22 protein-coding genes, 2 tRNA genes and 2 pseudogenes are annotated in these 21,145 nt (G+C 57.7%); 12 read left to right on the top strand and 14 right to left on the bottom strand.

Annotated features, from left to right (window positions below):
- The 6 genes from ADH66_RS19295 (at nt 1) to ADH66_RS19265 (ending at nt 6,572) form a co-directional block, all read left to right on the top strand.
- Nucleotides 1-486, top strand: coding sequence for an NUDIX domain-containing protein (locus ADH66_RS19295; RefSeq protein WP_066537446.1), 486 nt, complete (start codon nt 1-3; stop codon nt 484-486).
- A 260-nt stretch (nt 487-746) separates the two neighbouring features.
- Nucleotides 747-1,805 (top strand): ribosome small subunit-dependent GTPase A, encoded by a 1,059-nt coding sequence (gene rsgA / locus ADH66_RS19290; RefSeq protein ID WP_066537449.1) that lies wholly within the window; start codon nt 747-749, stop codon nt 1,803-1,805.
- A 443-nt stretch (nt 1,806-2,248) separates the two neighbouring features.
- Entirely contained in the window at nt 2,249-4,546 is a 2,298-nt protein-coding gene (locus tag ADH66_RS19280; protein WP_169714856.1) for an AMP-binding protein, read from the top strand.
- Nucleotides 4,546-5,106, top strand: a complete 561-nt coding sequence (locus ADH66_RS19275; protein ID WP_066537452.1) for a GNAT family N-acetyltransferase — start codon at nt 4,546-4,548, stop codon at nt 5,104-5,106. The genes ADH66_RS19280 and ADH66_RS19275 overlap by 1 nt, the downstream gene beginning before the upstream one ends.
- An 81-nt stretch (nt 5,107-5,187) precedes the next feature.
- The gene (locus tag ADH66_RS19270; RefSeq protein ID WP_066537454.1) at nt 5,188-6,015 is read left to right on the top strand and encodes a hypothetical protein; all 828 of its coding nucleotides are present in this window, start codon (nt 5,188-5,190) and stop codon (nt 6,013-6,015) included.
- Nucleotides 6,016-6,029: 14 nt separating this feature from the next.
- On the top strand, nt 6,030-6,572 hold the full coding sequence (locus ADH66_RS19265; RefSeq protein WP_066537456.1) for a DUF308 domain-containing protein: 543 nt from the start codon (nt 6,030-6,032) through the stop codon (nt 6,570-6,572).
- On the opposite strand, the gene ADH66_RS19260 is transcribed toward ADH66_RS19265, so the two are convergent.
- A complete protein-coding gene (locus tag ADH66_RS19260; RefSeq protein WP_066537458.1) occupies nt 6,557-6,931 on the bottom strand; it encodes a sulfite exporter TauE/SafE family protein in 375 nt (124 codons plus the stop codon). The genes ADH66_RS19265 and ADH66_RS19260 overlap by 16 nt on opposite strands.
- Nucleotides 6,928-7,344 (bottom strand): sulfite exporter TauE/SafE family protein, encoded by a 417-nt coding sequence (locus ADH66_RS19255; protein ID WP_084384609.1) that lies wholly within the window; start codon nt 7,342-7,344, stop codon nt 6,928-6,930. Before ADH66_RS19255 ends, ADH66_RS19260 begins: the two co-directional genes overlap by 4 nt.
- A 47-nt stretch (nt 7,345-7,391) precedes the next feature.
- On the opposite strand from ADH66_RS19255, the gene ADH66_RS19250 reads away from it, so the two are divergent.
- Nucleotides 7,392-8,990, top strand: a complete 1,599-nt coding sequence (locus tag ADH66_RS19250) for a peptidoglycan D,D-transpeptidase FtsI family protein (protein WP_088364487.1) — start codon at nt 7,392-7,394, stop codon at nt 8,988-8,990.
- A 52-nt stretch (nt 8,991-9,042) separates the two neighbouring features.
- A tRNA-Lys gene (locus ADH66_RS19245) sits at nt 9,043-9,118 on the top strand.
- A gap of 76 nt (nt 9,119-9,194) precedes the next feature.
- Here the strand turns inward: ADH66_RS19245 and ADH66_RS19240 are convergent.
- The 3 genes from ADH66_RS19240 to ADH66_RS19230 are packed head-to-tail and all read right to left on the bottom strand — an operon-like array spanning nt 9,195 to nt 11,879.
- A complete protein-coding gene (locus tag ADH66_RS19240; RefSeq protein WP_066537460.1) occupies nt 9,195-10,478 on the bottom strand; it encodes an alanine/glycine:cation symporter family protein in 1,284 nt (427 codons plus the stop codon).
- On the bottom strand, nt 10,475-10,981 hold the full coding sequence (locus ADH66_RS19235) for an N-acetylmuramoyl-L-alanine amidase (protein ID WP_066537462.1): 507 nt from the start codon (nt 10,979-10,981) through the stop codon (nt 10,475-10,477). Before ADH66_RS19235 ends, ADH66_RS19240 begins: the two co-directional genes overlap by 4 nt.
- 13 nt (nt 10,982-10,994) lie before the next feature.
- Nucleotides 10,995-11,879, bottom strand: a complete 885-nt coding sequence (locus tag ADH66_RS19230) for a polysaccharide deacetylase family protein (RefSeq protein ID WP_066537463.1) — start codon at nt 11,877-11,879, stop codon at nt 10,995-10,997.
- Nucleotides 11,880-12,012: 133 nt separating this feature from the next.
- Between ADH66_RS19230 and ADH66_RS19225 the strand changes: the two genes are divergently transcribed.
- Genes ADH66_RS19225 through ADH66_RS19210 form a run of 4 tightly spaced genes read left to right on the top strand, consistent with a single transcriptional unit; the run spans nt 12,013 to nt 15,086 of the window.
- Entirely contained in the window at nt 12,013-12,852 is an 840-nt protein-coding gene (locus ADH66_RS19225) for an HAD family hydrolase (RefSeq protein WP_066537465.1), read from the top strand.
- The gene (locus ADH66_RS19220; RefSeq protein WP_066537467.1) at nt 12,849-13,442 is read left to right on the top strand and encodes a S24/S26 family peptidase; all 594 of its coding nucleotides are present in this window, start codon (nt 12,849-12,851) and stop codon (nt 13,440-13,442) included. The genes ADH66_RS19225 and ADH66_RS19220 overlap by 4 nt, the downstream gene beginning before the upstream one ends.
- Complete coding sequence (locus ADH66_RS19215; RefSeq protein ID WP_066537471.1) at nt 13,420-14,151, top strand: TrmH family RNA methyltransferase; 732 nt, start codon at nt 13,420-13,422, stop codon at nt 14,149-14,151. The genes ADH66_RS19220 and ADH66_RS19215 overlap by 23 nt, the downstream gene beginning before the upstream one ends.
- Complete coding sequence (locus ADH66_RS19210; RefSeq protein ID WP_066537473.1) at nt 14,148-15,086, top strand: metallophosphoesterase family protein; 939 nt, start codon at nt 14,148-14,150, stop codon at nt 15,084-15,086. Before ADH66_RS19215 ends, ADH66_RS19210 begins: the two co-directional genes overlap by 4 nt.
- A gap of 141 nt (nt 15,087-15,227) precedes the next feature.
- Here the strand turns inward: ADH66_RS19210 and ADH66_RS19205 are convergent.
- The 9 genes and pseudogenes from ADH66_RS19205 to ADH66_RS19175 form a co-directional block, all read right to left on the bottom strand.
- Nucleotides 15,228-15,452, bottom strand: a pseudogene (locus tag ADH66_RS19205) (ATP-binding cassette domain-containing protein); the annotation flags it as partial.
- A gap of 49 nt (nt 15,453-15,501) precedes the next feature.
- A pseudogene (locus ADH66_RS21920) lies at nt 15,502-15,630 on the bottom strand (hypothetical protein); the annotation flags it as partial.
- A 131-nt stretch (nt 15,631-15,761) separates the two neighbouring features.
- Complete coding sequence (locus ADH66_RS19200; RefSeq protein ID WP_066537475.1) at nt 15,762-16,712, bottom strand: helix-turn-helix transcriptional regulator; 951 nt, start codon at nt 16,710-16,712, stop codon at nt 15,762-15,764.
- 57 nt (nt 16,713-16,769) lie between these two features.
- Entirely contained in the window at nt 16,770-17,258 is a 489-nt protein-coding gene (locus ADH66_RS19195) for an MGMT family protein (protein WP_066537476.1), read from the bottom strand.
- A gap of 59 nt (nt 17,259-17,317) precedes the next feature.
- Entirely contained in the window at nt 17,318-18,673 is a 1,356-nt protein-coding gene (locus ADH66_RS19190) for an MATE family efflux transporter (RefSeq protein ID WP_066537477.1), read from the bottom strand.
- A 146-nt stretch (nt 18,674-18,819) separates the two neighbouring features.
- Nucleotides 18,820-18,896: transfer RNA gene (locus tag ADH66_RS19185), tRNA-Val, on the bottom strand.
- Between the two features lie 12 nt (nt 18,897-18,908).
- Nucleotides 18,909-19,070 carry a hypothetical protein gene (locus ADH66_RS20300; protein WP_157130626.1) on the bottom strand — a complete coding sequence of 54 codons (162 nt, stop codon included), beginning with the start codon at nt 19,068-19,070 and terminating at the stop codon, nt 18,909-18,911.
- Nucleotides 19,071-19,159: 89 nt separating this feature from the next.
- Nucleotides 19,160-20,119, bottom strand: a complete 960-nt coding sequence (locus ADH66_RS19180) for an aldo/keto reductase (RefSeq protein ID WP_066537479.1) — start codon at nt 20,117-20,119, stop codon at nt 19,160-19,162.
- A 25-nt stretch (nt 20,120-20,144) separates the two neighbouring features.
- Nucleotides 20,145-21,128: an aldo/keto reductase gene (locus ADH66_RS19175; RefSeq protein WP_066537482.1), complete on the bottom strand. Its 984-nt coding sequence runs from the start codon at nt 21,126-21,128 to the stop codon at nt 20,145-20,147.
- Between the last annotated feature and the right edge of the window lie 17 nt (nt 21,129-21,145).

The following is a 21,145-nucleotide window of genomic DNA, read 5'->3' as shown; positions in this document are numbered from 1 at the left end:
ATGGAGATGATAAGAAACTCCGCAAAGGCCCTGCTGCTCTCCACAGACGGCAGGGTCCTCTTGAACCGCTGCGTGACCAGCTCCGGGGAGGAATACTTCGACCTGCCCGGCGGCGGGCAGCACGTGTATGAGACCATGGAGGAGGCCGTCGTCCGGGAGGTCCTTGAGGAGACCGGCCTTGCGGTGGAGCCGGTGCGCTTCGCGGCCCTCTGCGAAGAGATATTCACAGACCCGGATATGCGCCGGAGATACCCGGAATACTGCCACCGCACTTTGCATATATTCCTGGTCCGCGCGGTCTCCGACAGGGTGCGCGAAAAAACCGAGACGGACTTCCAGCAGACCGGCAGCGTCTGGAGCACGCCGGAGGAGGCGGAAACCCTGCCCCTTGTGCCCCTCCAGCTTCGCGGGCGCGTGCGGGAGGTTTTAAACTCGGCGGGGCCGGTATACCTGGGCTCCGTGCGCCGGGACGAGGTGTGTATGTAATTTTGACTTGACATACGGCTTTATATGTGCTAATATGACCCTACAGACTTCTAAAGAAAGGCGGTGAGCGGCGATGTTACCATATACTTCCCCGGAAAGCAGAGGATCCGCCGCTTGCTGTGCTTTTGTCTGAGCAGCAGAAAAAACGGTAGGACCGGCCCTGTTTTTGGGGCCGGTCCTTTACTTTTGAAAGGAGAGAGGTTTTATGCAAAATTTTGACCATGGCACAAAGAAAAACGAATTCTATCAGGAGGCATTAAATGACAGATATAAAAACCTACGGCTTCCCGGAGGAGCTTATCCCCCCGGAGGGCCCCGCCCTGCCCGCCAGGGTCACGGCGGTATTTAAGGGCCGCTGGCAGCTTATCACGCCCGAGGGCCAGCAGTACGCCACCCTCAAGACCAAGGAGTATATTTATGAGAGCGGCGAGGAGTTTCCCACCACCGGCGACTATGTGCTGGCCCTGCCGGCCCCCGGCGACTGGCAGATAGTGCGCACGCTTCCCAGAAAAAGCTTTTTCTCCCGGCTGGACGGCTGGCACGGCACCGAGCAGGCCGTGGCAGCCAATATGGACGTGGTGTTCGCCGTGCAGAGCCTGAACGAGAATTTCAGCTTGAAGCGGCTGGAGCGATACCTGACCCTTGGCTGGAACAGCGGCGCAAGGCCCGTGGTAGTCCTTACCAAGGCCGACCTGCCCGGGGACCACGGCGAAATGCTCAGGGAGGCCAAGGCCGTTGCCGGGGAGGCCCCGGTGTTTGCCCTGAGCTCTAAGACCGGGGAGGGCATGGAGCAGCTTGCGCCCTATCTCCGCCCCGGGACCACCGCCGCCTTTCTTGGCAGCTCCGGCGTGGGCAAGTCCAGCCTTATCAACGCCCTGGCGGGCGAGGAGATAATGTCCGTCAGCGGCGTGCGGGAATACGACTCCGCCGGACGGCACACCACCACCCACAGACAGCTGCTCCTTTTAAAGAGCGGCGTGCTGGTGATAGACACCCCCGGCATGAGGGAGCTGGGTATGTGGGACGCGGGAGAGGGGCTCAGCACGGCTTTCCCGGACGTGGAGAGATTCCTGGGGCGCTGCCGCTTTTCAGATTGTAAGCATGAGCGCGAGCCCGGCTGCGCCATAAAGGCCGCTATTGAGAACGGGGAGCTGGACCCTGAGCGGTGGGAGAGCTATAAGCTTTTGAACGGCGAGTCAGAGAGGAGCCGCCGCCTGGGCGCCGTGCGGAGGAAGCAGGGCCAGCCCAGCAAAGCTCTTGCGAAGTCACGGCGGCAGGAGCGCAAATACAGAGGGAAAAATTTTCCCGGAGAGTATTGACATTTCTTTCAAACCAGGCTATAATTATCAAAATATATTTTAACTGCATATCCCTAAAGGCTATGACGAAGACAGCCTGGGGTCCGTCTCTTCAGAGAGCTGGCGGCTGCTGCGAGCCGGCGTGACGTCCCCAATGGGCTTATCCCTTCTGAGCTGAAGACCCGAACCCGTGGAGTTGGCTTTGCCAATTCTCTGGTAGTAGACGTCTTCCGTGTACGCCGCGTTAGAGCAGGGGCTTGCTGGAGCCTGACATTTTGAGAGCGGCGAAATACTTACCTGACGGCAAGAAGGCCTTGCCTGGCGGCAAGTTTCGCAATATGAGTGGTACCGCGGAGCATATCCGTCTCATAGGTATATTCCTATGGGACGGTTTTTTTATCGGCAGGAATGTGCAAACTAGATATATGGCAAATTACTATAATACTTAACTAGGGGGATGCCAAATGGAAAAAACAGATCTGAAGGCCCAGCTGGGAGAGGTGGCCCAGCGTATCCGCACCATGCGGGAGATAACCGGCCTTTCTGAGGAGGAGATGGCCCGCTGCACAGGTGTGAGCACGGAGGAGTACGCCCACTGTGAGGAGGGGGAGCAGGACTTCAGCTTTACCTTCATCTACAAGTGCGCAAAACGCTTCGGCGTGGACCCCACCGACCTGATACGCGGGGTGAGCCCCACCCTCTCCAGCTATACCATCGTGCGCCATGGGGACGGCCTGCCCATAACCCGCCGCCACGGCTTCAAGTACCTGAACCTGGCCCCGCTCTTCAAGAACAAGACCGCCGAGCCCTTTTTTGTCACCATGCCCTACTCTGAGGCTGAGCAGCACGTGGCCATAAAGCTGGCAAGCCACGCGGGTCAGGAGTTCGATATAGTTGTCAAGGGCTCCATGAAGGCCCAGATAGGCAGCCATATCGAGGTGTTGAACGAGGGGGACTCTATCTACTATAACTCCGGCACCCCCCACGGCATGATAGCCACCGGCGGGGAGGACTGTCAGTTGTACGCCATGGTCATGAAGGGCACCGAGGACCAGGCCCCGGAAACCGACCGCTTCCAGACCCTTATAGACCGCAAGCTGGCCCGCCAGCCCAGGGAGGGCGTCATTGACCCCTTTATTGAGACCAGCCTGGACGAAAACGGCATATTAAGCGGCATAAAGTTCAAGAACGAGGAGAACTTCAACTTCGCCTTCGACGTGGTGGACGAGATAGCCAGAAGGGAGCCCCAGCGCCTCGCCATGCTCCATCTGGACCACGACAAGAACGAGCGCCGGTTCACCTTCTCGGATATCAGCAGGCTCAGTAATCAGACAGCCAACTATCTTGAGAGCCTGGGCATAAAGCGGGGCGACCGGGTGCTGGTGGTCTTAAAGCGCCACTACCAGTTCTGGTATGTGATCACCGCACTCCACAAGATGGGCGCGGTGATAATCCCCGCCACCCACCTTTTGATGGAGCACGACTTTGACTACCGCTTTAAAGCGGCGGGGGTTAAGGCCATACTCTGCACCTCGGACGGCCAGACCGCTGACGAAGCAGACCGCTCCGCTAAGAATTGCCCCGGGGTGGAGGTGAAGATCATGGTGGGAGCAAACCGGCTTGGCTGGCATGACTTTGACAAGGAGATGGCCGCCTTCTCGGAGGTGTACGAGAGAAAGCCCGACTCACCCTCGGGCAGCGACCCAATGCTGATGTACTTCACCTCGGGCACCACGGGCTACCCCAAGATAGCCGTGCATAGTTATAAATATGCCCTGGGACACTATATAACCGCAAGATACTGGCACAACGTGAACCCGGACGGCCTGCACTTCACCATCTCCGACACCGGCTGGGGCAAGGCCATGTGGGGCAAATACTACGGCCAGTGGATGTGCGAGGCGGCCATTTTCACCTATGACTTCGACAAGTTTGACGCCCACGATATCCTCCCGATGTTCGCAAAATACAAGATAACCACCTTCTGCGCCCCGCCAACTATGTACCGCTTCTTTATAAAAGAGGACCTCTCAAAGTATGACCTCTCCGGCATAGAATACTCCACCACCGCCGGCGAGGCCTTGAACCCCGAGGTCTATGAGCAGTGGAAACGGGCCACCGGCCTTGCCCTTATGGAGGGCTACGGCCAGACAGAGACCACCTGCGTAATCTATAACCCTGTGGGCTCCATACCCAGAGTGGGCTCCATGGGGGTGCCCAGCCCCTTATACGACGTGGACGTGGTGCTGCCAGACGGCACCTCCGCCCCTGTGGGGGAGACCGGCGAAATAGTCATACGCACGGATGAGAACGTGCCCTGCGGCCTGTTCCTTGGGTACTACCAGGATGAGAAGCAGACAAAAGCCTCCTGGCACGACGGTATGTACCACACCGGCGACACCGCCTGGCGGGACGAGGACGGCTACTTCTGGTACGTGGGCCGCACGGACGACGTGATAAAGTCCAGCGGCTACCGCATCGGGCCCTTCGAGATAGAGAGCGTGATAATGGAGCTGCCCTACGTCCTGGAGTGCGCGGTCACCGCCGCCCCGGACCCCATCCGCGGCCAGGTGGTAAAGGCCACCATTGTCCTGACACGGGGCACGGTCGGCACAGAGGAGCTGAAAAAAGAGATACAGACCTATGTGAAAAAGCACACCGCGCCCTATAAGTACCCCCGCATAGTTGAGTTCAGAGACGACCTCCCCAAGACTATCAGCGGTAAGATAAGGCGGGTGCAGATAAGAGAGGAGGACAAATAATGCTTACAAGAGAGGTGAACTTTGCTTTAAAGGACGGCAGGAAAGCCGTTCTGCGCAACCCCCGAAACGAGGATATCCCCGGCCTCTTGGATTATCTTGTGCGCTCGGCGGGAGAGTCGGACTTCATCATGCGCTACCCCGAGGAGTGCGCAAAATACACCGCCGAGGGCGAGGCCAAGTGGATAGAGGACAATAACTCCAACGAAAACGCCGCCGTGCTAGTCTGCGAGGTAGATGGCAAAATAGCCGGAAACTGTAGTGTTCACCGCAACCCCATGATGAAGGTGCGCCACCGCGCTTTCATTGCCATCGCCCTGTTAAAGGAGTTCTGGGGCTGTGGGATAGGCACGGCCATGTTCTGTGAGATGGAGCACATCGCCGGGGAATGGGAGGGCGTTACTCAGCTGGAGCTGGAATTCGTGGAGGGCAACGCCCGGGCCCGGTCCCTCTATGAAAAGAGGGGTTTCCGCATAGTGGGCGTGCGGCCGGACGCGTACCGCTTTAAGGACGGTACACTCCACAATGAGTACGTCATGATGAAGAAACTTCCTCAAGAGTAAGAAACTTTTCAGAAACCCGCAAGCCATTCTTTTGAACTGTAAGGTATCATTATCCCAGAAAATACCGGGAGTGATATCCATATGAAAAAGGCAGCCCTATTTTTGACCCTCTGCCTGCTGATACTGTTTGCGGGCTGCACTAATGCCAAGGACCCGGAGGGACGATACGTCTACACCACGGTCCTGAAGTACAGCGGCGAGGACGACCCAAAGGCATACCTTGAGATAGCGACACGGAGCCAGAAGCTCTTGTCCCTGTTGGAGGAGAAGGCCGGCGTATTTGTAATGAACGCCTATAACTTTCAGGACGTTGACGGCGAGGGCACGCCCCTTTGGGAGATGAACCGAAGGGACCTGCCCACCGAGATAGACCCCGCCGGGCACTGTGTCTGCGTGGACAGGAACTACCTGGACCTCCACGGCATAAAAGCTGCCGGCGGCACGCCAGCCAGTGAAAGCCTGGTCATAGACGACCGCACCCAGAATATACTTGTCCCCGAGAAATTCAAGGACCGGGAGCAGGACATAATAAAGGCCTATAGGGCCAGGTTCTACTTTGAGAAGGTGACGGCCGAGAACAGCTATAACGAGGACGCGGGCCTAAGCGAGCGCTCGGACCTTACCGAAGAGGAGCTTACCGTCAACATCATTTACGTGGAGGACGGCCAGAGCTACCCGGTCTATCGGGAGGATATCGTCTGCGAGAACGGCTCCATAACCGACCCGGTGGTACAGGTGTACACCGGCAATATCCACTGCAACTATGCCCACAGCAATCTGTCCCAGTGGACATACTTCTACTACGACGAAACTGACCCTGAGAAGGCATATGAGGAGCTCCAGCCATATGTAGAGCAGTGTGGGGCGGAGGAGAGCTTGCAGTCCGTGAAACGGATACAGCAGAAATAAACCATGAAAGGACCATGAATATGCTCAAATATTTCCGCAACAGCCTTATACTGACCTCAATTTTATACACCCTCCTGGGCCTGGTGCTGATAATCGCCCCGGGCAAGACCCTGCGCCTGACGTGTACGCTTATCGGCGTTGTCACTGTATGGTACGGACTGTCAAAAATCATTGCCTGCCGGAAGTACGGCATGACGGAGGAGGGCCAGCCCTTTGACCTGTCCCTGGGGGTGGTCCTTCTTGCCCTGGGGCTTTTGCTGCTTATCTCCCCGCAGTTTATAGTGTCCATCATACCCGTGGCCCTTGGTATATATATCCTGGTGGATAGCGTGTCCGCCATAAAGAGGGCCCAGGACATGAAGGCCCTGGGCTTTGACAAGTGGTGGGCCTCCCTGCTTGCCGCCTTAGCCCTGGCGGCGTTTGGGGTGGTGATAATCCTAAACCCCTTTGGGGCCGTGGAGACGCTGATAGCGTTTGTGGGCGCGGGCTTTGTTTTTGACGGCGTTTCCACCCTTATAAACACCGTTATATCCGACCGCATCTATAAGGGCCGCTGAGAGCGGTTTTTATAGAACAGTTCCTTCACGCCAATTATCAGTATGAAACCGCCGAAAAGCCTTTTCAGAAGCCCCATGTCCATCCCCGCAGCCAAAAGGGAACCGGTTATACAGGCGGGCACACCGAATATGACGCACCAGAAAACGGCCTTCTTCTCTATAAGGCCGTTTTTTATATGCCCAAATACCGCCGGCAGGGCGCAGGCAATAAAGTACAGGAGGTTTACTCCGCCGGCTCTGGCCTGGTCCATTCCCATCACTGCCGTCATCCATAAGAGCAGAAGAGTCCCGCCCCCGACGCCCAGGCCGGACAGCACCCCGGTCAGCGCCCCTATAAGCACCGCTATGGCTATACTCACAGGCCCAGCACCGCCTTTGCCCCACAGTATGCCATCAGCGCGCCGAAGCCCCGTCTCAACCACTTTACCGGCACCTTCTTAAGCGCCCTGCCGGAGAGGAGTCCCCCTGCTGCCCCGCCCAGGATATAGGGCCAGGCGGCGCTCAGATCCACGGCTCCCTTGAAGAAATAGACTACCGCAGATACCGCCGACAAGGGCAGTATCACCCCCACCGAAGTGGCGAAGGCCTTGCGCTCGGGCAGGTCCGTCCAGCGGGTAAAGAGGGGCACGAGAAAGAGCCCTCCGCCGGAGCCGAAAAGGCCGTTGGCAAGGCCCGCAAGGCCACCGGTAATGCAGTATTTCCATTTTCTGTCCATCTCCACCATCTCCTCTCCGAAGGTAATTATGCGTATTTTCCGTCCGAAAATACACATAATTGCATAGAGGTGATACCGTGAAACGGACAAAAAGACTCTCTCTTATGAAGCTGCGCGCCTGGTTTATGCTGGCGCTGATATTTGCGTTGATGGCCTTTGCCGGCCACTCCCTTATAAGCGTCTCGGGCCGGGCCGAGTATGTTGCCGCCGCAGGGCAGCAGAGCTTGTACAGGCTGGATGTGGCCCGGTCCCGGGGGACCATATATGACTGTAACCTCGCGCCCCTTACCGGCAGCACCAGCCGCTGGGTGGCGGCGGTGGCCCCCACCATCGAGGCCGTGGGCGCCCTGGAGACCGCTACCCGGGGCCGCTATAGGGAGCGGCTGGCGGCGGCCCTGGAGGACGGCAGGCCCTTCACCCTGGAGATCTCAAGGCCCATAGAGCACGCCTGCATAGAGACCTTCAGCGTGCCCCGGCGCTATGGCGAAAACCAGCTGGCTCCCCATGTGATAGGATATCTTGACGGCATGGGGCGGGGGGCCTCGGGGATAGAGCTTGCCATGGACGACGCCCTCTCTCAGTATAAGGGGCAGCTTACGGTGTACTATCAGGTGGACGCATTGGGCAGGGCCATCGCCGGGGCGGAGCGCCGGACCGAGAACACCATGGAACAAACCGCCGGGGGTGTGGCCGTCACGATAGATTCCGACATACAGCTCCTGGCCGAAAAGGCGTCAGAGGAGCTGGGCAAGGGCGCGGTGGTGGTCACAGAGGTCCCGAACTGCGAGATACGGGCCCTTGTCAGTATGCCGGGCTTCCGGCAGGACGAGATATACGAAGCCTCGGGCGACCCGGATTCCCCCCTTTTGAACCGAGCCTTCAGCGCCTATGCCCCCGGCTCGGTCTTCAAGCTGGTCACTGCCGCCACGGCCCTTGAGGAGGGCTCTGTGCTAAAGACCTTCGACTGCACCGGCTCCATAAACGCCGGAGGGCTCATGTTCCGCTGCTATGACGGCCAGCCCCATGGTACGGTGGGCCTGCAGGAGGCCCTTGAGCAGTCCTGCAACGGCTACTTTATCAGCACGGCCCGGGCTATGGGCGGCCAGCCGGTGCTGAGCATGGCGTACGAGCTGGGCTTTGGGGTCCAGCAGGAGTTTGGCCGGGGGCTCTACAGTGCAGGGGGAAACCTTCCGAATATCGACAGTCTGTATAACTACCGGGCCCTGGCCAACTTCTCCTTTGGCCAGGGAGACCTTACAGTTACCCCCGTGCAGCTGTGCGGCATGATGAACGCCATAGCCTCCGGCGGGGAGTATAGTTCGCCAAAGCTCATAGAGGGCCTTGTGGCCGAGAACAGGGAACTGATACCTCAAAAGCCCGTCTCCGACGAGGCCTACACTGCCATGAGCGGCCGCACGGCGAAGCTTTTGCAGCAGTACCTTATAGGCGCGGCAAAGGACGGCACCGGGACCAAGGCCGCGCCTGCGGGCTGCGTCAGCGGGATAAAGACCGGCACAGCACAGACCGGGGTGTACGAGGACGGAGAGGAGCTGCTGAACTTCTGGTACTGCGGGTTCATTTCGGACGATACCGGGCCGCGATACTGTATAACTGTGCTGAAGGAGGGAGCAAGGGACAGCGGCAGCGCGGCAAAAACCTTCCGTGAGCTGGCGGAGGGGATAGCCGCCAAAAAATTAGGTTGACATCCCGGGGAAAACTTGCTATAATTAAAAAGCTCTATGATTTGCACGGAATGACTCATTAGCTCAGTTGGCAGAGCACCTGACTTTTAATCAGGGTGTCCGGGGTTCAAATCCCCGATGGGTCACCAAGCAGAGCGCAGGTGGACCCATCGGTCACCAAACGGAGTGCGGTGATCCGTCGGCCACCAAAAGAACCTCTGGAAACTATGCGGTTTCCAGGGGTTCTTCCTTTTGACGCGCCCTCCAAAACAGCGCCAGCACGTTGGGTATTGCCATCAGCCCGTTCATGGCGTCGCCCAGCAGGAACACCTGGTCTAAGGGCAGCAGGCACCCGGCGAACGCGGCTATTCCTGCCGCTATGGGATAGGCCGCCCCGCCGTGGCCCTTTGTCAGGTACATCAGCCCCTCCTTGCCATAGCAGCACCAGGCGAGGACTGTAGCCAGGGCGAACAGCGCCGTGCACAGGGAGACCGCCGTGCCACCAACCGATCCCAAAGCGGAGCGGTACGCGTAAAAGGTGAGCTCCGCGCCGTCCATAGCCTCCGGCGGGCAGCTGCACAGGAGGCATAGGCCCGTGACGGTGCACATGACAATAGTGTCCGCGAACACCTGAAATATCCCCATAGAGCCTATCTCCCCCGGGGTATGGCCCCGCACGTCCGTATAGGCGAAGGCTGAGCTCCCAAGCCCCGCTTCGTTGGTGAACACCCCCCGGGACACCCCGGCCCTCATGGCTATAAGCATACCCGCCGTGCCGCCCGCGCCCGCGCGTAAAGTGAAAGCCCCATCAAGAATGCTTGCCACAGCTCCGGGCAGGTTCTCCCTATGGACCCAGAGAACGCCCAGCGAAGCGGCAAAAAAGATGAGCGTCATTATGGGGACCAGCTTTTCTGTGAGCCGCCCTGCCGCTTTCAGCCCGCCCCTTGCCACAAGGAAAACCAGCGCCCCTACCGCTGGGGCCACCCACTGTACTGGTAAGCCAAGGTCTTCACAGGCCGCCCCAAGGGCGTTTACCTGTACCATATTCCCCATGGCAAGGGAGGAGAGGACACACCCCAGAGCATATACCCCGGCAAGTGCGCCACCCAATTTCCCGGCTTTCTCTATGTAGGAAAGGGGCCCGGGGGCTTTGCCGCCCTTCTGCCGCGCTTTAGCCGCGAAAAAATTTTCGGCGTATACAGTCATCATTCCCAGCACAGCCGAAGCGCACATCCAGAAGACGGCCCCGGGCCCGCCCACAGTTATGGCCGCCGCAACGCCCACTATGTTGCCGGTGCCGATGGATCCTGCCAGCGCCGTGGAGATGGCCCGAAAGCGTCCGCTGCCTCGGCCCCTCCCCGCACCAAGGGAGGCTTTAAGCCAGCGCAGGGGGTGGAAAAGCTGGAAAAAGCAGCTCTCATAGGAAAAATACGCCCCGGCCGCCAATATCAGCAATAGCACCGGCCAGCCCCACAGCACGTCCCTCAATCCCTCGAGAAACGCCGTCACGACTCTGCCCCCAGAAAGTCCGCTGCCGCGGCCGCAAGAGCCGCCGCTATTTCCATGGCGCTGTTCACCAGCCAGGCTTCGTCCTGGGGATTGTCGTGGTAGCCAAGCTGTATGAGCAGGGCAGGGGCCTTTGACTCGCTGAGCTCTTTCCTTGCGGCGGTAGGGACTGTTTCCACCAGGTCAGGCTGGGGATAGACCGATTTGATGTACCGGGTGAAGACCTCTGCGGCCCGCCTGGCAGCGGGACTGTACTCATAGTGGGAGACCTGGGCCCCTTTTATTTTTGCCTCCACCTCCTGAGGAGCCGAATGGCTGCAAAGGTATAGGCACAGCCCGCAGCTTTCAAAAGCGGACCCGTCCCCGTCCTCTATACAGGTAACGCCCCGGGCTCCCAGGTCCTCCCTCAGCTTGTCGGATATTCTGGCTATCCAGTAGGCCTCGTCCCCTCCGTTGGGATATCTGTCCGGCCTCTGGGAGGGCTTCAGACATATTGTGCCGCTCATGTTTCCATCTCCTTTACGGTGAAAGATTAATCTTGTTTTCAAAAAATTCTTTGGAGCTTATTCCAGACTCCCGCAGGAACCGCCCCAGGGCATAGAGGGATTCAGGGTCTCGGGTGACGGTGCTCACCTTCTCCCGGCAGAGAAGGGTGGCGGAAAAGCCCATTTCCTTTATTATGTCCGGGGTAGACTTGCTCATGGCCCCAAAGGGGTATACAAAGGTGCTGGGCGCTTTCCCCAGATTAGCCTTAAACACCTCCTGGGCCCTGCCAAGGTCCGCGGTCAGCCGCGCCTTATAAGCGCTGTCCGTTTCCCCGGTTCGCTGTTTTACCCCAAGGGCCCCGCTCCGCTGTTCGTGCATATCATAGCTGTGGTTCTGCACCTCCACGAGCCCGGACTCCGTCATCTCCCGAAGATGCTCCCAGGTTGCGTGGGAGTAATAGCCGTTGGCCTCGCCGCTCTCGCTGTATAGGTCCGTATAGCGCCCGATGGGAGATATCACGAACTTTACCCTATACTGCTTCGCAAGCGGGAAGGCGTAGAGGTAGTTATTATAATATCCGTCGTCAAAGGTCAGCAGTATGGGCTTCTCGGGAAGACTGCCGCCCTTTGTATAGTTTATCAGGTCCTCCATCAGTATGGTGGTATAGCCGTGCTTTTTTAGGTAAAGGATATCATTCTCAAGCTCCGCAGGGGATATCACGTACTTGCCGTGGTACTTCTCGTCCTTTAGCACAGAGTGGTACATGACAATGGGTATCTCCACACCGTCCTTCGCCGCCATGGCGCTGGCCGTTACCACCGCCAGCGTGCCCAGCAGGACCGTCAGCGCCCCCAGGGCCAGAACCCGCAGGTCCAGCCGGATAAGGGCGAAAATGCGCCCCTTTCCTCTTGTGTCCATAATGAGCTCCCCTCCTCCTTTTTCTATTTATAAGCCCCGAAGGGGTAATTTATTCAAATAAATCTGGAAATATCCTTAAAGGCGTGATAGAATAGGCAGTGACAGAGTATATAAAGTCCCCGGAGGTGTCCCTATGCCAAAAACCCTATACGTCAGCGACCTGGACGGCACCCTCTTAGACCGCCGGCACCGCATCCCCGCCCATACGGCGGACGCCCTCAACGCCCTTATCTCAAAGGGTATGCTTTTCACCTTCGCCACGGCCCGCTCCTGGCACTCGGCCCATGTGGTGACGGAGGGGCTCTCCCCCAGGCTCCCCTGGATAGTCCACAACGGCGCCATGCTCTGCGATGGCAAAACCGGAGAGCGCACGGACCAGATGTACTTCACCCACTCCCAGCGCCGGGAGATACTCTCCCGCAGCGAAGCCCTGGGCCTGTGGCCCCTCTCCTACGGCATACTGGAGGGGGAGGAAAAGGTTTTCTACCTTGAGGACATAAACCGCCACCCCGGCATGGAATACTATATAGACCACCGCAGAGGGGACAAACGCCTCTCCCCGGTAAAAGATAAAGAGGCCCTCCTTCAAGGCGAGACCTACTATTTCACCTTCATACATGACCGGGAGGCTCTCCTGCCCCTCTGGGCGAACGTGCGTGACCTCCCATGGGTGAACCTCGTCTTCCAGCAGGAGCTCTACCAGAAGGAATACTGGCTGGAGATAACCCCAAGGGAGGCCACCAAGGCCCGGGCGGCGCTGCGGCTTAAGGAGCGGCTGGGCTGCGACAGGCTTGTGGCCTTCGGCGACGCTATGAACGACCTGCCCCTGTTCGGCGTAGCCGACGAGAGCTATGCTGTGGAGAATGCCCTGCCCGAGGTAAAAGAAGCCGCCACCGGGGTAATAGGCACTAACGAGCAGGGCGGCGTGGCCCGGTTCCTGATGGAGAGATTTGAACGGGAGGGCATATTATGAAAGCGGTCATAAGAATAATACAGGCATTGCTTACGGCGGTATGGCTGGCGCTGCTGGCTGTGTCGGTGTTGCTCTTTATAAGCGCCATGGACGGCGGCTTAGCCGGTATATCCGACTGGCGGGGCTATATAGTCACGGACGGCAGCATGGCCCCGGAGCTTAAAGAGGGGGACCTGGCGGTGATACATATGGGCGCGGTCCCAAAGGCCGGGGACGCGGTGCTCTCTAAGGACAGCTCCGACAGCCTTGAACTCACCAGGATAATCGGCACCAGCGAGGGGCAGCTCATACTAAAGCCCGACGGCCTTGAAGAAAGCAGGCTTGCCGGAGCGGAGGAGCTAGAGGGTGTATACGCCGGATACGTTCCGGGCTTCGGGGAGCCCTTCAGGTTCCTCTGCGGCATACCCGGTATTATAACCGTATTCGCGGCCGGGATTATGCTCATAGTGCTGCCGGGCTTTATGCTCCGCGCGCCCAGGGCTGCAAAACTCCGCGCCGCCCAGAGCCCCGGCTCCAGAGGTCAAAACAGGATGGCTATACCCCGCGCCACTGAGAAAGGAGCTTGTAATGGAACTGCCAAAGAAATATAAGCATGAACTCTCCCACTCATATGCCCTGGGTCCCTTCCCAACTTTTGAGCTTTTAAGCTGCCGGCCGGATATGGCGAGGGCTGTATACTACCGCGAGGATTTCACCCAGCGGGACAAGCTTATAGACCTGTGTGAACAGCTGGACATACCCTGCCACTGCTCTCAAAAGGCCCTGGACCGCATCTCCCAAAAGGAGATATGCTATGCCGCCGGGGAGTTTATAAAGTATCAGGAGAAGCTCTGCCGTGAGCGGCCCCATATTGCCCTGGTGCATCCCGGGGACATGGGGAACCTGGGCACCATAGAGCGCACTGTTTTGGGCTTTGGCATAAGGGATCTTGCCATAATCGGCGGCGGTGCCGACCGCTGGCACCCCAAGGCCGTGCGGGCCTCTATGGGCGCGGTTTTCCGGCTGAGGGTGCAGGAGTTCGGGGACTTTGACGAGTACCTCTCGGAGTTCGGGAACAATAGGGATATCTTCCCCTTCATGCTGGACGGCGGGACTGTCCTGACCCCCAATACCTGCCCTGAGAGCGAGCTTTACACCCTGGTCTTCGGGAACGAGTCCACAGGGCTGCCGCCGGAATTCCAGAATTTTGGCCAGAGCCTGTTTATTGCCCAGACAGAGGACGTGGATTCATTGAACCTCGCCGTGGCGGTAAGCATCGGCACATATCTGTTTACACAGCGCAATGGAGGTGCAGCTTGAGAGAATTTACTGTGGCCGTGCTGGCGGACGTGCACGGCAATTACTTGGCCCTAAAGGCCTGCCTGGACTATGCCCGGGCGCGTAAAATAGAAAAGTACGTCTTCCTTGGGGACTATATCACCGACCACGCCTATCCCCAGCGGGTTATGGAGCTTCTCTATGAAGCGGCGGGCCGGTACGACTGCCGGTTCGTTCGGGGGAACCGTGAGGACTATATGATAAGCTACCGGGCCAACGGCGGTAAAGAGGCCGATGGCTCTGTCTGGAGGGACGGCTCCTGCCAGGGGGCGCTCTTATACTGCTATGAAAACCTGACAGATAGAGATATCGACTGGTTCGAGGGCCTGCCCGTTTACGGCTCCTGGCAGATAGGGAGCGCGCCGCCCATAGCCTTCTGTCACGGCTCGCCTTATAAGACCAAGGACCAGATATACAGTGTTGAAGCGCTGGAGAAGCTTGCACAGCTCCCGGAGCGCATACTCCTGAAGGGCCATAACCACCGCTTTTTCAGCTTCTGGCACAAGGGTCTGCGGGCAGTATGCGCGGGCTCCGTGGGCAACCCCATCTACTGCCGGACACGGGCCGGGGTCGTGGAGGTGACCCCCCTTGCAAAAGTTGCGCAGATGCTCCTTATGCACTATGAGGGTGGGCGCTGGGTACCTGAGTATGTGACCGTGCCCTACGACTGGGAACAGACAATAAAAAATTTAGAGCTCTCCGGGCTTACAAAGCGCGCGCCGGTATGGGCTGCCATGCTCCGGCATAATGTGCTCACCGGCACGGATCCCTTCGGCAGGGTGCCACAGCGGGCGGTGGAGCTTTACCGTTTGGATACCGGGATAAAAGCGGCGGGCTGGGCAGGGGTGCCGGAGGAATACTGGGTAATGGCCGCAAAAGAGTATAAAATAGAGCTTGTACCAGAAAATTTATGGTGAATTCAGATTATCTCTTTAGAAGTTCTTATATACCCTCATAACTTCTTAGGTTTTCCCTCTGGGCGGTAGAAAAAGAAGTAGTAAATCTGTCTAAAGGCTTTCCTGCTGCTTTGCTGTGAGGGGTACTTCCGGCTCTGAAAATCAAAGCCGCCGGGATAGAGTAGGCATGAAAATATGTCTGCGTTCCTTGTTGATACGCGGCAACAAACTCATTATCTCTGCTCCTGTATGACTGTCAAGGTTTCCCGTAGGTTCGTCTGCAAACAGGATTTCGGGATTTCCGATTAGTGCGCGGGCGAGGGCCACACGTTGCTGCTGTCCCCCGGACAATTCGCGGGGGTATGCCCTTTTTTGGTCCGATAAGCCCGGAGGAAAAGCCCTCTATTAGTGTCATCTTTCTGTTTTGACGGTTACTTAGTCCAATGGATTTATACGTGGCAAGGGTGCGCCGCTTTTGTATATAGTTGATTAAAAGGTTATTGATAACGCCGCCACCCGCTCCCTCCAACAGCTTTACCGGCGTAAAGCCGGGCGATAAATGCACCCGGGCGGAAATAGTCTCCTTCCTGTACCGTGGGCGGTTTCTGTAACAGGCAAGCGATAAATATCCACACCAAAAGAGGGACGCTGTATGCGTCCCTCTTAATTTTGCGCTTTGCGAAGTCTACAGAGCTTTTACCTTACCTTCACCGGCCTTAACACCTCATACCCTATCCCCTCCGGGTAATGCCGCTGATAGCACTGGCAGGCCTCCTCGTTCCACAGGAACCTCCCCGCGCCTGCCGCCGTGCTCAGTCCGCTGGGGTCCACATGGTCCTTGCTGAGGTCATAGCTCCAGGCAAGTTCCTCTACCCTGCCCATCACCTCGCCGTTATCCTCCATATAGTCAAAGGGCGGGTGATAGAACACAAGATAGTAGCTCCCCGGGAACTCCCGCACCTCAAATCCGTCGGGTATCGGGCCGTCATAATCCTCCCTCAACCCCATGCCGTAGAAGTAGTGCCGCTCTCCGTTCACATAGTGCCAGCCCGCAGTATGGGGGGTTACCACCGGGTGGGCCGCGTTCGTCATGCTCTCAATTATGCCGCAGACCTCGTCGCAGTTGTGGCGCGCCCAGAAGGTGCCGTAGCAGGTAGCCACCTTGTCCCAGATACCCATGTACTTGTGGGCGGGGACGTACTCCACCCTCATTCTTGCATCTCTCAAATCGCCTTTGCTCATGTCTCTGCCTCCTTTTTTATACTGCTGTGCATACTGCCAGGGGTGAAACACGTCGTGGCTCACGAACAGCGGCAGGGGCCGGGGGCTCAGCCTGTACTCCCGGGGGGTGCACCCGAAGGCCTCCTTAAAGGCCCTTGTAAGAGCTTCCTGGGAGGAGAACCCGGAGCCCAGGGCTACGTCCAGTATGCGGGAATTTTCGTCTCTAAGGGCCAGCGCCGCCATGGTCAGCCGTCTTTTTGCCACGTAGCTTCGCAGAGTCATGCCGCAAATCTGATGGAACAGCGCCGAGCAGTACCAGGGAGAATACCCTACGTGCTTCGACAGCGGGAGAAGCCCCGGTTCCCCCGAAAGGTTCTGTTCAAGCCACTCTATCATCCTCTGCACTGTCTCGTTGCTGTGGTACATGGTATCACCTCTTAGCTGAGATTAGTATAGCAAAAGGCGTGGGCAGATTGCTTGATATCAGTTGCGGTTTTCAAAGGAGTACAGCGCCCTCTCATAATCCTTCACATAGTACCTGATATTCCTCCTGCCCCTTTGCACCACTATATGCCCCTCTGCCTCAAGGCTCTCCCTCTGGGCCTCTATTCCCCCAGGATACTTTGGGTTCAGCTCTCCCCCGGCCTTCAGCGTGCGCCAGTAGGGGGTCTCGTCTTCGCCCCGCTGAAAGCTGGCCCAGGCGGCGATGGACACGAATATTCCCGCCGTGATTGGCTCCGTGAAGTCGGCGCCGTTGGCTCTGGCAAAGTAGGCTCTTATGTCCGTTATGGTGGCGAGCTTACCCTCTGGCACCCTCCTCATGGCCCGGTCATATTCCATGGGCGGCGCAAAGTACATCCTGTCCCCGCCGTACTTTTTAATGGTCCCCGGGTCCGTGACTATCTGCACCTTGGGCATATCCTTGCTGTCGTGAAGCATGGCGTTAAAATCCTTCTTCTCCTCGTTTGGCATAAAATCATCTCCTTAAGACAAGCATAGCACAGCCAGGCTGCGCTATGCAATGAGACGGTTTAAGTTTTTTTATCTGCGAGAGGGTATTTCCTCATGCGCACAAAATAAGCCAATGTGAGCAGCACCGCCGCCCCGGTCCAGGCTCCCACCTCGGCGTAGTATATGCCGTCCGTAAGCAGAAGGGGCAGCAATAGGGCTATGCCCACCCGCATTACCATCTCCATAAAGCCGGATATCATGGGCACCACCGTGTCTCCCAGGCCCATCAGGGCCGAGCGGTAGATGTGCAGCATATAGAGCACCGGCAAAAACAGGCTCATTATGGCCAGGTACTTATAGGCGATGTCCATGGAGGCCGAGACCTCCTCGGTTGTGCCGGAAATGAAAAGCCCCAGGAAGAGCTTTCCGAGAAGCAGCATGGCCGCGGCTATCACCGCCGAGGTGATAAGGGCGATGACCGCCGCCGAGCGCATACCCTTTCTTATGCGGGCAAAGAGCCCTCCGCCCAGGTTCTGCCCCACGAAGGAGGTGACCGCATATCCATAGGACGTGGCGGCTATCTCCAGAAGGCCGTAGAGCTTGTTGGTGGCGGTGAAGCCGGCGATAAAGAGCATACCGTAGCGGTTCACCACGGACTGGACCACCATGCCCCCGGCGGAGATTATGGCGTTCTGCAGCGCCACGGGGGAGCCCAGCTTCAAAAGCGCCCCTGTGATAGCCCTCCCCAGCTTAAAATCCTCGGGACGCAGCTCAAGTATGCTGACCCGGCGCACGTTTATATAGCAGTACACCGTGGACACGGCCTGGGCTATGATAGTGGCCCCCGCCGCCCCGGCTATACCCCAGTGGAAGCCCAGCACGAACAGGAGGTCCAGCCCTATGTTCACTACCGTGGCGACGACTACGGCATAGAGCGGAGTTTTGCTGTCCCCAAGGGCCCGCAGTATGGAGGCCAAAAGGTTATAGGCGGTGATTATAGGTATTCCCGCAAAGATTATGCGCAGGTATAAAAGAGAGTCCCCGATTATATCTCCAGGGGTGTTCAAAAGTCTTAATACCGGCTCTGAAAGCCCCTGGCTCAGCGCCAGCATCACTACGGCGGCAATGCCGCATAAGGTGGTGGAGGCTCCCACGGTCCGGGAGAGCTCCCTATAGTCCTTTGCCCCGAAGTGCTGGGCCATAAGTATGGAAAAGCCCTGGGCAAAGCCCTGGACAACGCTTAATACCAGCCAGTTCAGCCAGTCTGCCGCGCCTATGGCCGCAAGGGCCTCGACCCCCACCCCCTGTCCTACCACGGCGGTGTCTACCACGGTATACAGCTGCTGAAAGACGTTGCCCAGCATAAGGGGCAGGGCGAAGGTTATAAGCAGCCTTGTGGGGCTGCCCTCGGTCATGCTTCTGATACGGTTTGACATGTGTTCTCCTTTCAGTATGTTTTCGTTCTTTCTTTGTCAGAAAACCGCAGAACTTTTTCCACCGTTTTTTCTTTGGCCCTCTGAACGCTCAAAAACCGCGCACACTGCGCGGTTTTTGAGGTGGCATCTGTTAAGATGTGTAAACATGGTGGGCGCTAACGGACTTGAACCGCTGACCCCCTGCACGTCAAGCAGGTGCTCTAGCCAGCTGAGCTAAGCGCCCGGGTCTTTCTTATTATACACTCCTGCTGTGAAAAATGCAAGCCCTTTTTTCAACTTTTTGTATTTCGCCGCCTTTTACGAAAATCCGCATCTCTTTTGAATCAATGTCCTTGACCCGCAGTTTTTCAATTTCATCACAGCAGAAAAAGGCGTAATCGATTTCTTTCTCTGCCAACTCAGGTAGTTGCTCTATGGTGGAGGTGTCGCCGGTAACATAAATCTAGCGCCCGCCGGAAAAGGTCAGCACATAACCGGCACACTGGTTCACGTCGTGCCAATCGTTATAGCGGCGTCGATCCCCGCCACTTCCTCCGCCGTCAGCCGGATATCTCCCGCTCCGGCATTCTCCTTCAGCCGGCTGGACTTCCTGGTGCCCGGTATCGGCACGATCCAGGGCTTTTTGTTTATCATCCACGCCAAAGAAAGCTGGCCCAAAGTGGCATTTTTTTCCTTGCCCAGCTGGGTGAGGTAGTCCAATAAAGGCTGTGTTTTATCCATGGTCTCATCGCTAAACCAGGCGGAACCTCGGCGGTAATCGCCCTGCTCGAACTCCTGGCCCTTGGTGTACGCACCAGTCAGCAGGCCCTTTGCAATCGGGCAGCAGGACACCAGGCCGATGTTCAGCTCCTCGAAGGTGCTGAATAAAGATTCATCCGGGGCAATCAGGGAGTACACGTTCTGGGAGGCGGTCAGGGGGCAGACGGCGTGTGCCCGGCGGATGTAATCCTCGCTGGCCATAGACACGCCCCAATGGCGTATCTTGCCCTCCTTGATGAGCTCGGACATGACTTCCGCCACAGTTTCCGGCTCCACGTTGGGGTCTACCCGATGCTGGTAGTACAGGTCGATATAGTCGGTATTCAGTCGTTTCAGGCTCTCGTCCACGGACTTTCGGATGGTCTCCGGGCGGGAGTCCGCGTTGAGCTTGGGGTGGTACTCATTCTCACTATAGTCGAACCACACGCCGAACTTGGTGGCGATCACCAGCTTGCCGCGCATACCGGAAAACGCCTTGCCCAGCAGCTTTTCGTTGTGATGAGGATCCTCCTTGTAGCCGTAGGTCTCGGCGGTGTCGAAGAAGGTGTAGCCATCCTCCACGGCCTCCCGCAGCAGCCGGACAGCCTCGTTTTCCTCGGTGGGAGCGCCGTTGGCGTGGGACAGGCCCATGCAGCCCAGCCCGATAGCGCTGACTTTCAGATCCTTGCCTAAAATTCTGGTTTCCATAGTAATCCTCCTAAAACAATAATGATTAGTCTATATACTCCGAACCCATATTGACCTCCTTGCGTCTGCCGTACACTTTCAGGTCTGCCAGCCCGTTTTCCAGCTCCCGGAACTCGGCGTCGGTCAACTCCACCTCGCTGGCCCGGAGATTTTCCAAAATGCGCTCCTGATTCTTCGAGCCCGGGAGGGGCACCACGCAGGAATATTTATGCAGCATCCACGCAAGGGAAATCTGGGCGTTTGTGCATCCCTTTCTCTCAGCCACGCCGGACACCAAATCGATAAACGGCTGGTTTGCGGCGATATTCCGCTGGCTCAGTTGGGGCACCCAGCGCCGCACATCGTCCCCCACAAACTTGGTGTCAGCCGTCACCTTGCCGGACAGGAACCCGCTGGCGATGGGCGAAAACGCCACAAAGCCGATGTTGTTCGCCTGGCAGTAGGGGAGGACCTTCTTCTCATAATCCCGTTCCATCATGGAGTAGATGTTCTGCACGGCGCTCACCGGCGTGACCTTGTGGGCCCGGTCGATAAAGTCCACCGTCACCATGGACAGCCCCCAGCCACGGATAAGCCCCTCGTCTATGAGCCTGCCCATACCCTCGGCTACCCGCTCCACCGGCACATCGGGGTTGATGCGGTGGAGGTAGTACAGGTCCACATAGTCGGTCTGCAAACGCTTGAGGGACGCCTCCAGGTGCTTGCGGAGGGCGTCATAGGCGGAGCGCCTGGCCTCGCCTGTGCCGATGAAGAGCTTGGTGGCCAGCACCACGTCCTCCCGGCGGCCCTTGATGGCCTTGCCTACAATTTTCTCGTTGTGCCCGGTTTCGGACATATAGGGGCCGTAGGCTTCAGAGGTGTCCAGGAAATCACAGCCATAATCCAGGGCCTTTCGGAGGGCCTCAATGCTGTATTCCTCGCTGGGGATCTGCCCGTAGCCGTGGGAGAAGCCCATGCAGCCCATGCCGATCTCGCTGACAGTTAAATTGCCGCAATTTCTGGTTTTCATTTTGATTCCTCCCTTTT

Origin of the sequence: Acutalibacter muris, from assembly GCF_002201475.1 — a bacterium.
In the GTDB taxonomy this organism is placed as follows: Bacteria; Bacillota; Clostridia; order Oscillospirales; family Acutalibacteraceae; genus Acutalibacter; species Acutalibacter muris.
This window is presented reverse-complemented; position numbering and strand designations above follow the sequence as displayed.

Coding starts and splice junctions, on each gene's coding strand:
- ADH66_RS19295 (WP_066537446.1), top strand. CDS start 1: ATGGAGATGATAAGAAACTCCGCAAAGGCCCTGCTGCTCTCCACAGAC.
- rsgA (WP_066537449.1), top strand. CDS start 747: ATGACAGATATAAAAACCTACGGCTTCCCGGAGGAGCTTATCCCCCCG.
- ADH66_RS19280 (WP_169714856.1), top strand. CDS start 2,249: ATGGAAAAAACAGATCTGAAGGCCCAGCTGGGAGAGGTGGCCCAGCGT.
- ADH66_RS19275 (WP_066537452.1), top strand. CDS start 4,546: ATGCTTACAAGAGAGGTGAACTTTGCTTTAAAGGACGGCAGGAAAGCC.
- ADH66_RS19270 (WP_066537454.1), top strand. CDS start 5,188: ATGAAAAAGGCAGCCCTATTTTTGACCCTCTGCCTGCTGATACTGTTT.
- ADH66_RS19265 (WP_066537456.1), top strand. CDS start 6,030: ATGAATATGCTCAAATATTTCCGCAACAGCCTTATACTGACCTCAATT.
- ADH66_RS19255 (WP_084384609.1), bottom strand. CDS start 7,344: ATGTGTATTTTCGGACGGAAAATACGCATAATTACCTTCGGAGAGGAG.
- ADH66_RS19250 (WP_088364487.1), top strand. CDS start 7,392: ATGAAGCTGCGCGCCTGGTTTATGCTGGCGCTGATATTTGCGTTGATG.
- ADH66_RS19235 (WP_066537462.1), bottom strand. CDS start 10,981: ATGAGCGGCACAATATGTCTGAAGCCCTCCCAGAGGCCGGACAGATAT.
- ADH66_RS19230 (WP_066537463.1), bottom strand. CDS start 11,879: ATGGACACAAGAGGAAAGGGGCGCATTTTCGCCCTTATCCGGCTGGAC.
- ADH66_RS19225 (WP_066537465.1), top strand. CDS start 12,013: ATGCCAAAAACCCTATACGTCAGCGACCTGGACGGCACCCTCTTAGAC.
- ADH66_RS19220 (WP_066537467.1), top strand. CDS start 12,849: ATGAAAGCGGTCATAAGAATAATACAGGCATTGCTTACGGCGGTATGG.
- ADH66_RS19215 (WP_066537471.1), top strand. CDS start 13,420: ATGGAACTGCCAAAGAAATATAAGCATGAACTCTCCCACTCATATGCC.
- ADH66_RS19200 (WP_066537475.1), bottom strand. CDS start 16,712: ATGTACCACAGCAACGAGACAGTGCAGAGGATGATAGAGTGGCTTGAA.
- ADH66_RS19195 (WP_066537476.1), bottom strand. CDS start 17,258: ATGCCAAACGAGGAGAAGAAGGATTTTAACGCCATGCTTCACGACAGC.
- ADH66_RS19190 (WP_066537477.1), bottom strand. CDS start 18,673: ATGTCAAACCGTATCAGAAGCATGACCGAGGGCAGCCCCACAAGGCTG.
- ADH66_RS19180 (WP_066537479.1), bottom strand. CDS start 20,119: ATGGAAACCAGAATTTTAGGCAAGGATCTGAAAGTCAGCGCTATCGGG.
- ADH66_RS19175 (WP_066537482.1), bottom strand. CDS start 21,128: ATGAAAACCAGAAATTGCGGCAATTTAACTGTCAGCGAGATCGGCATG.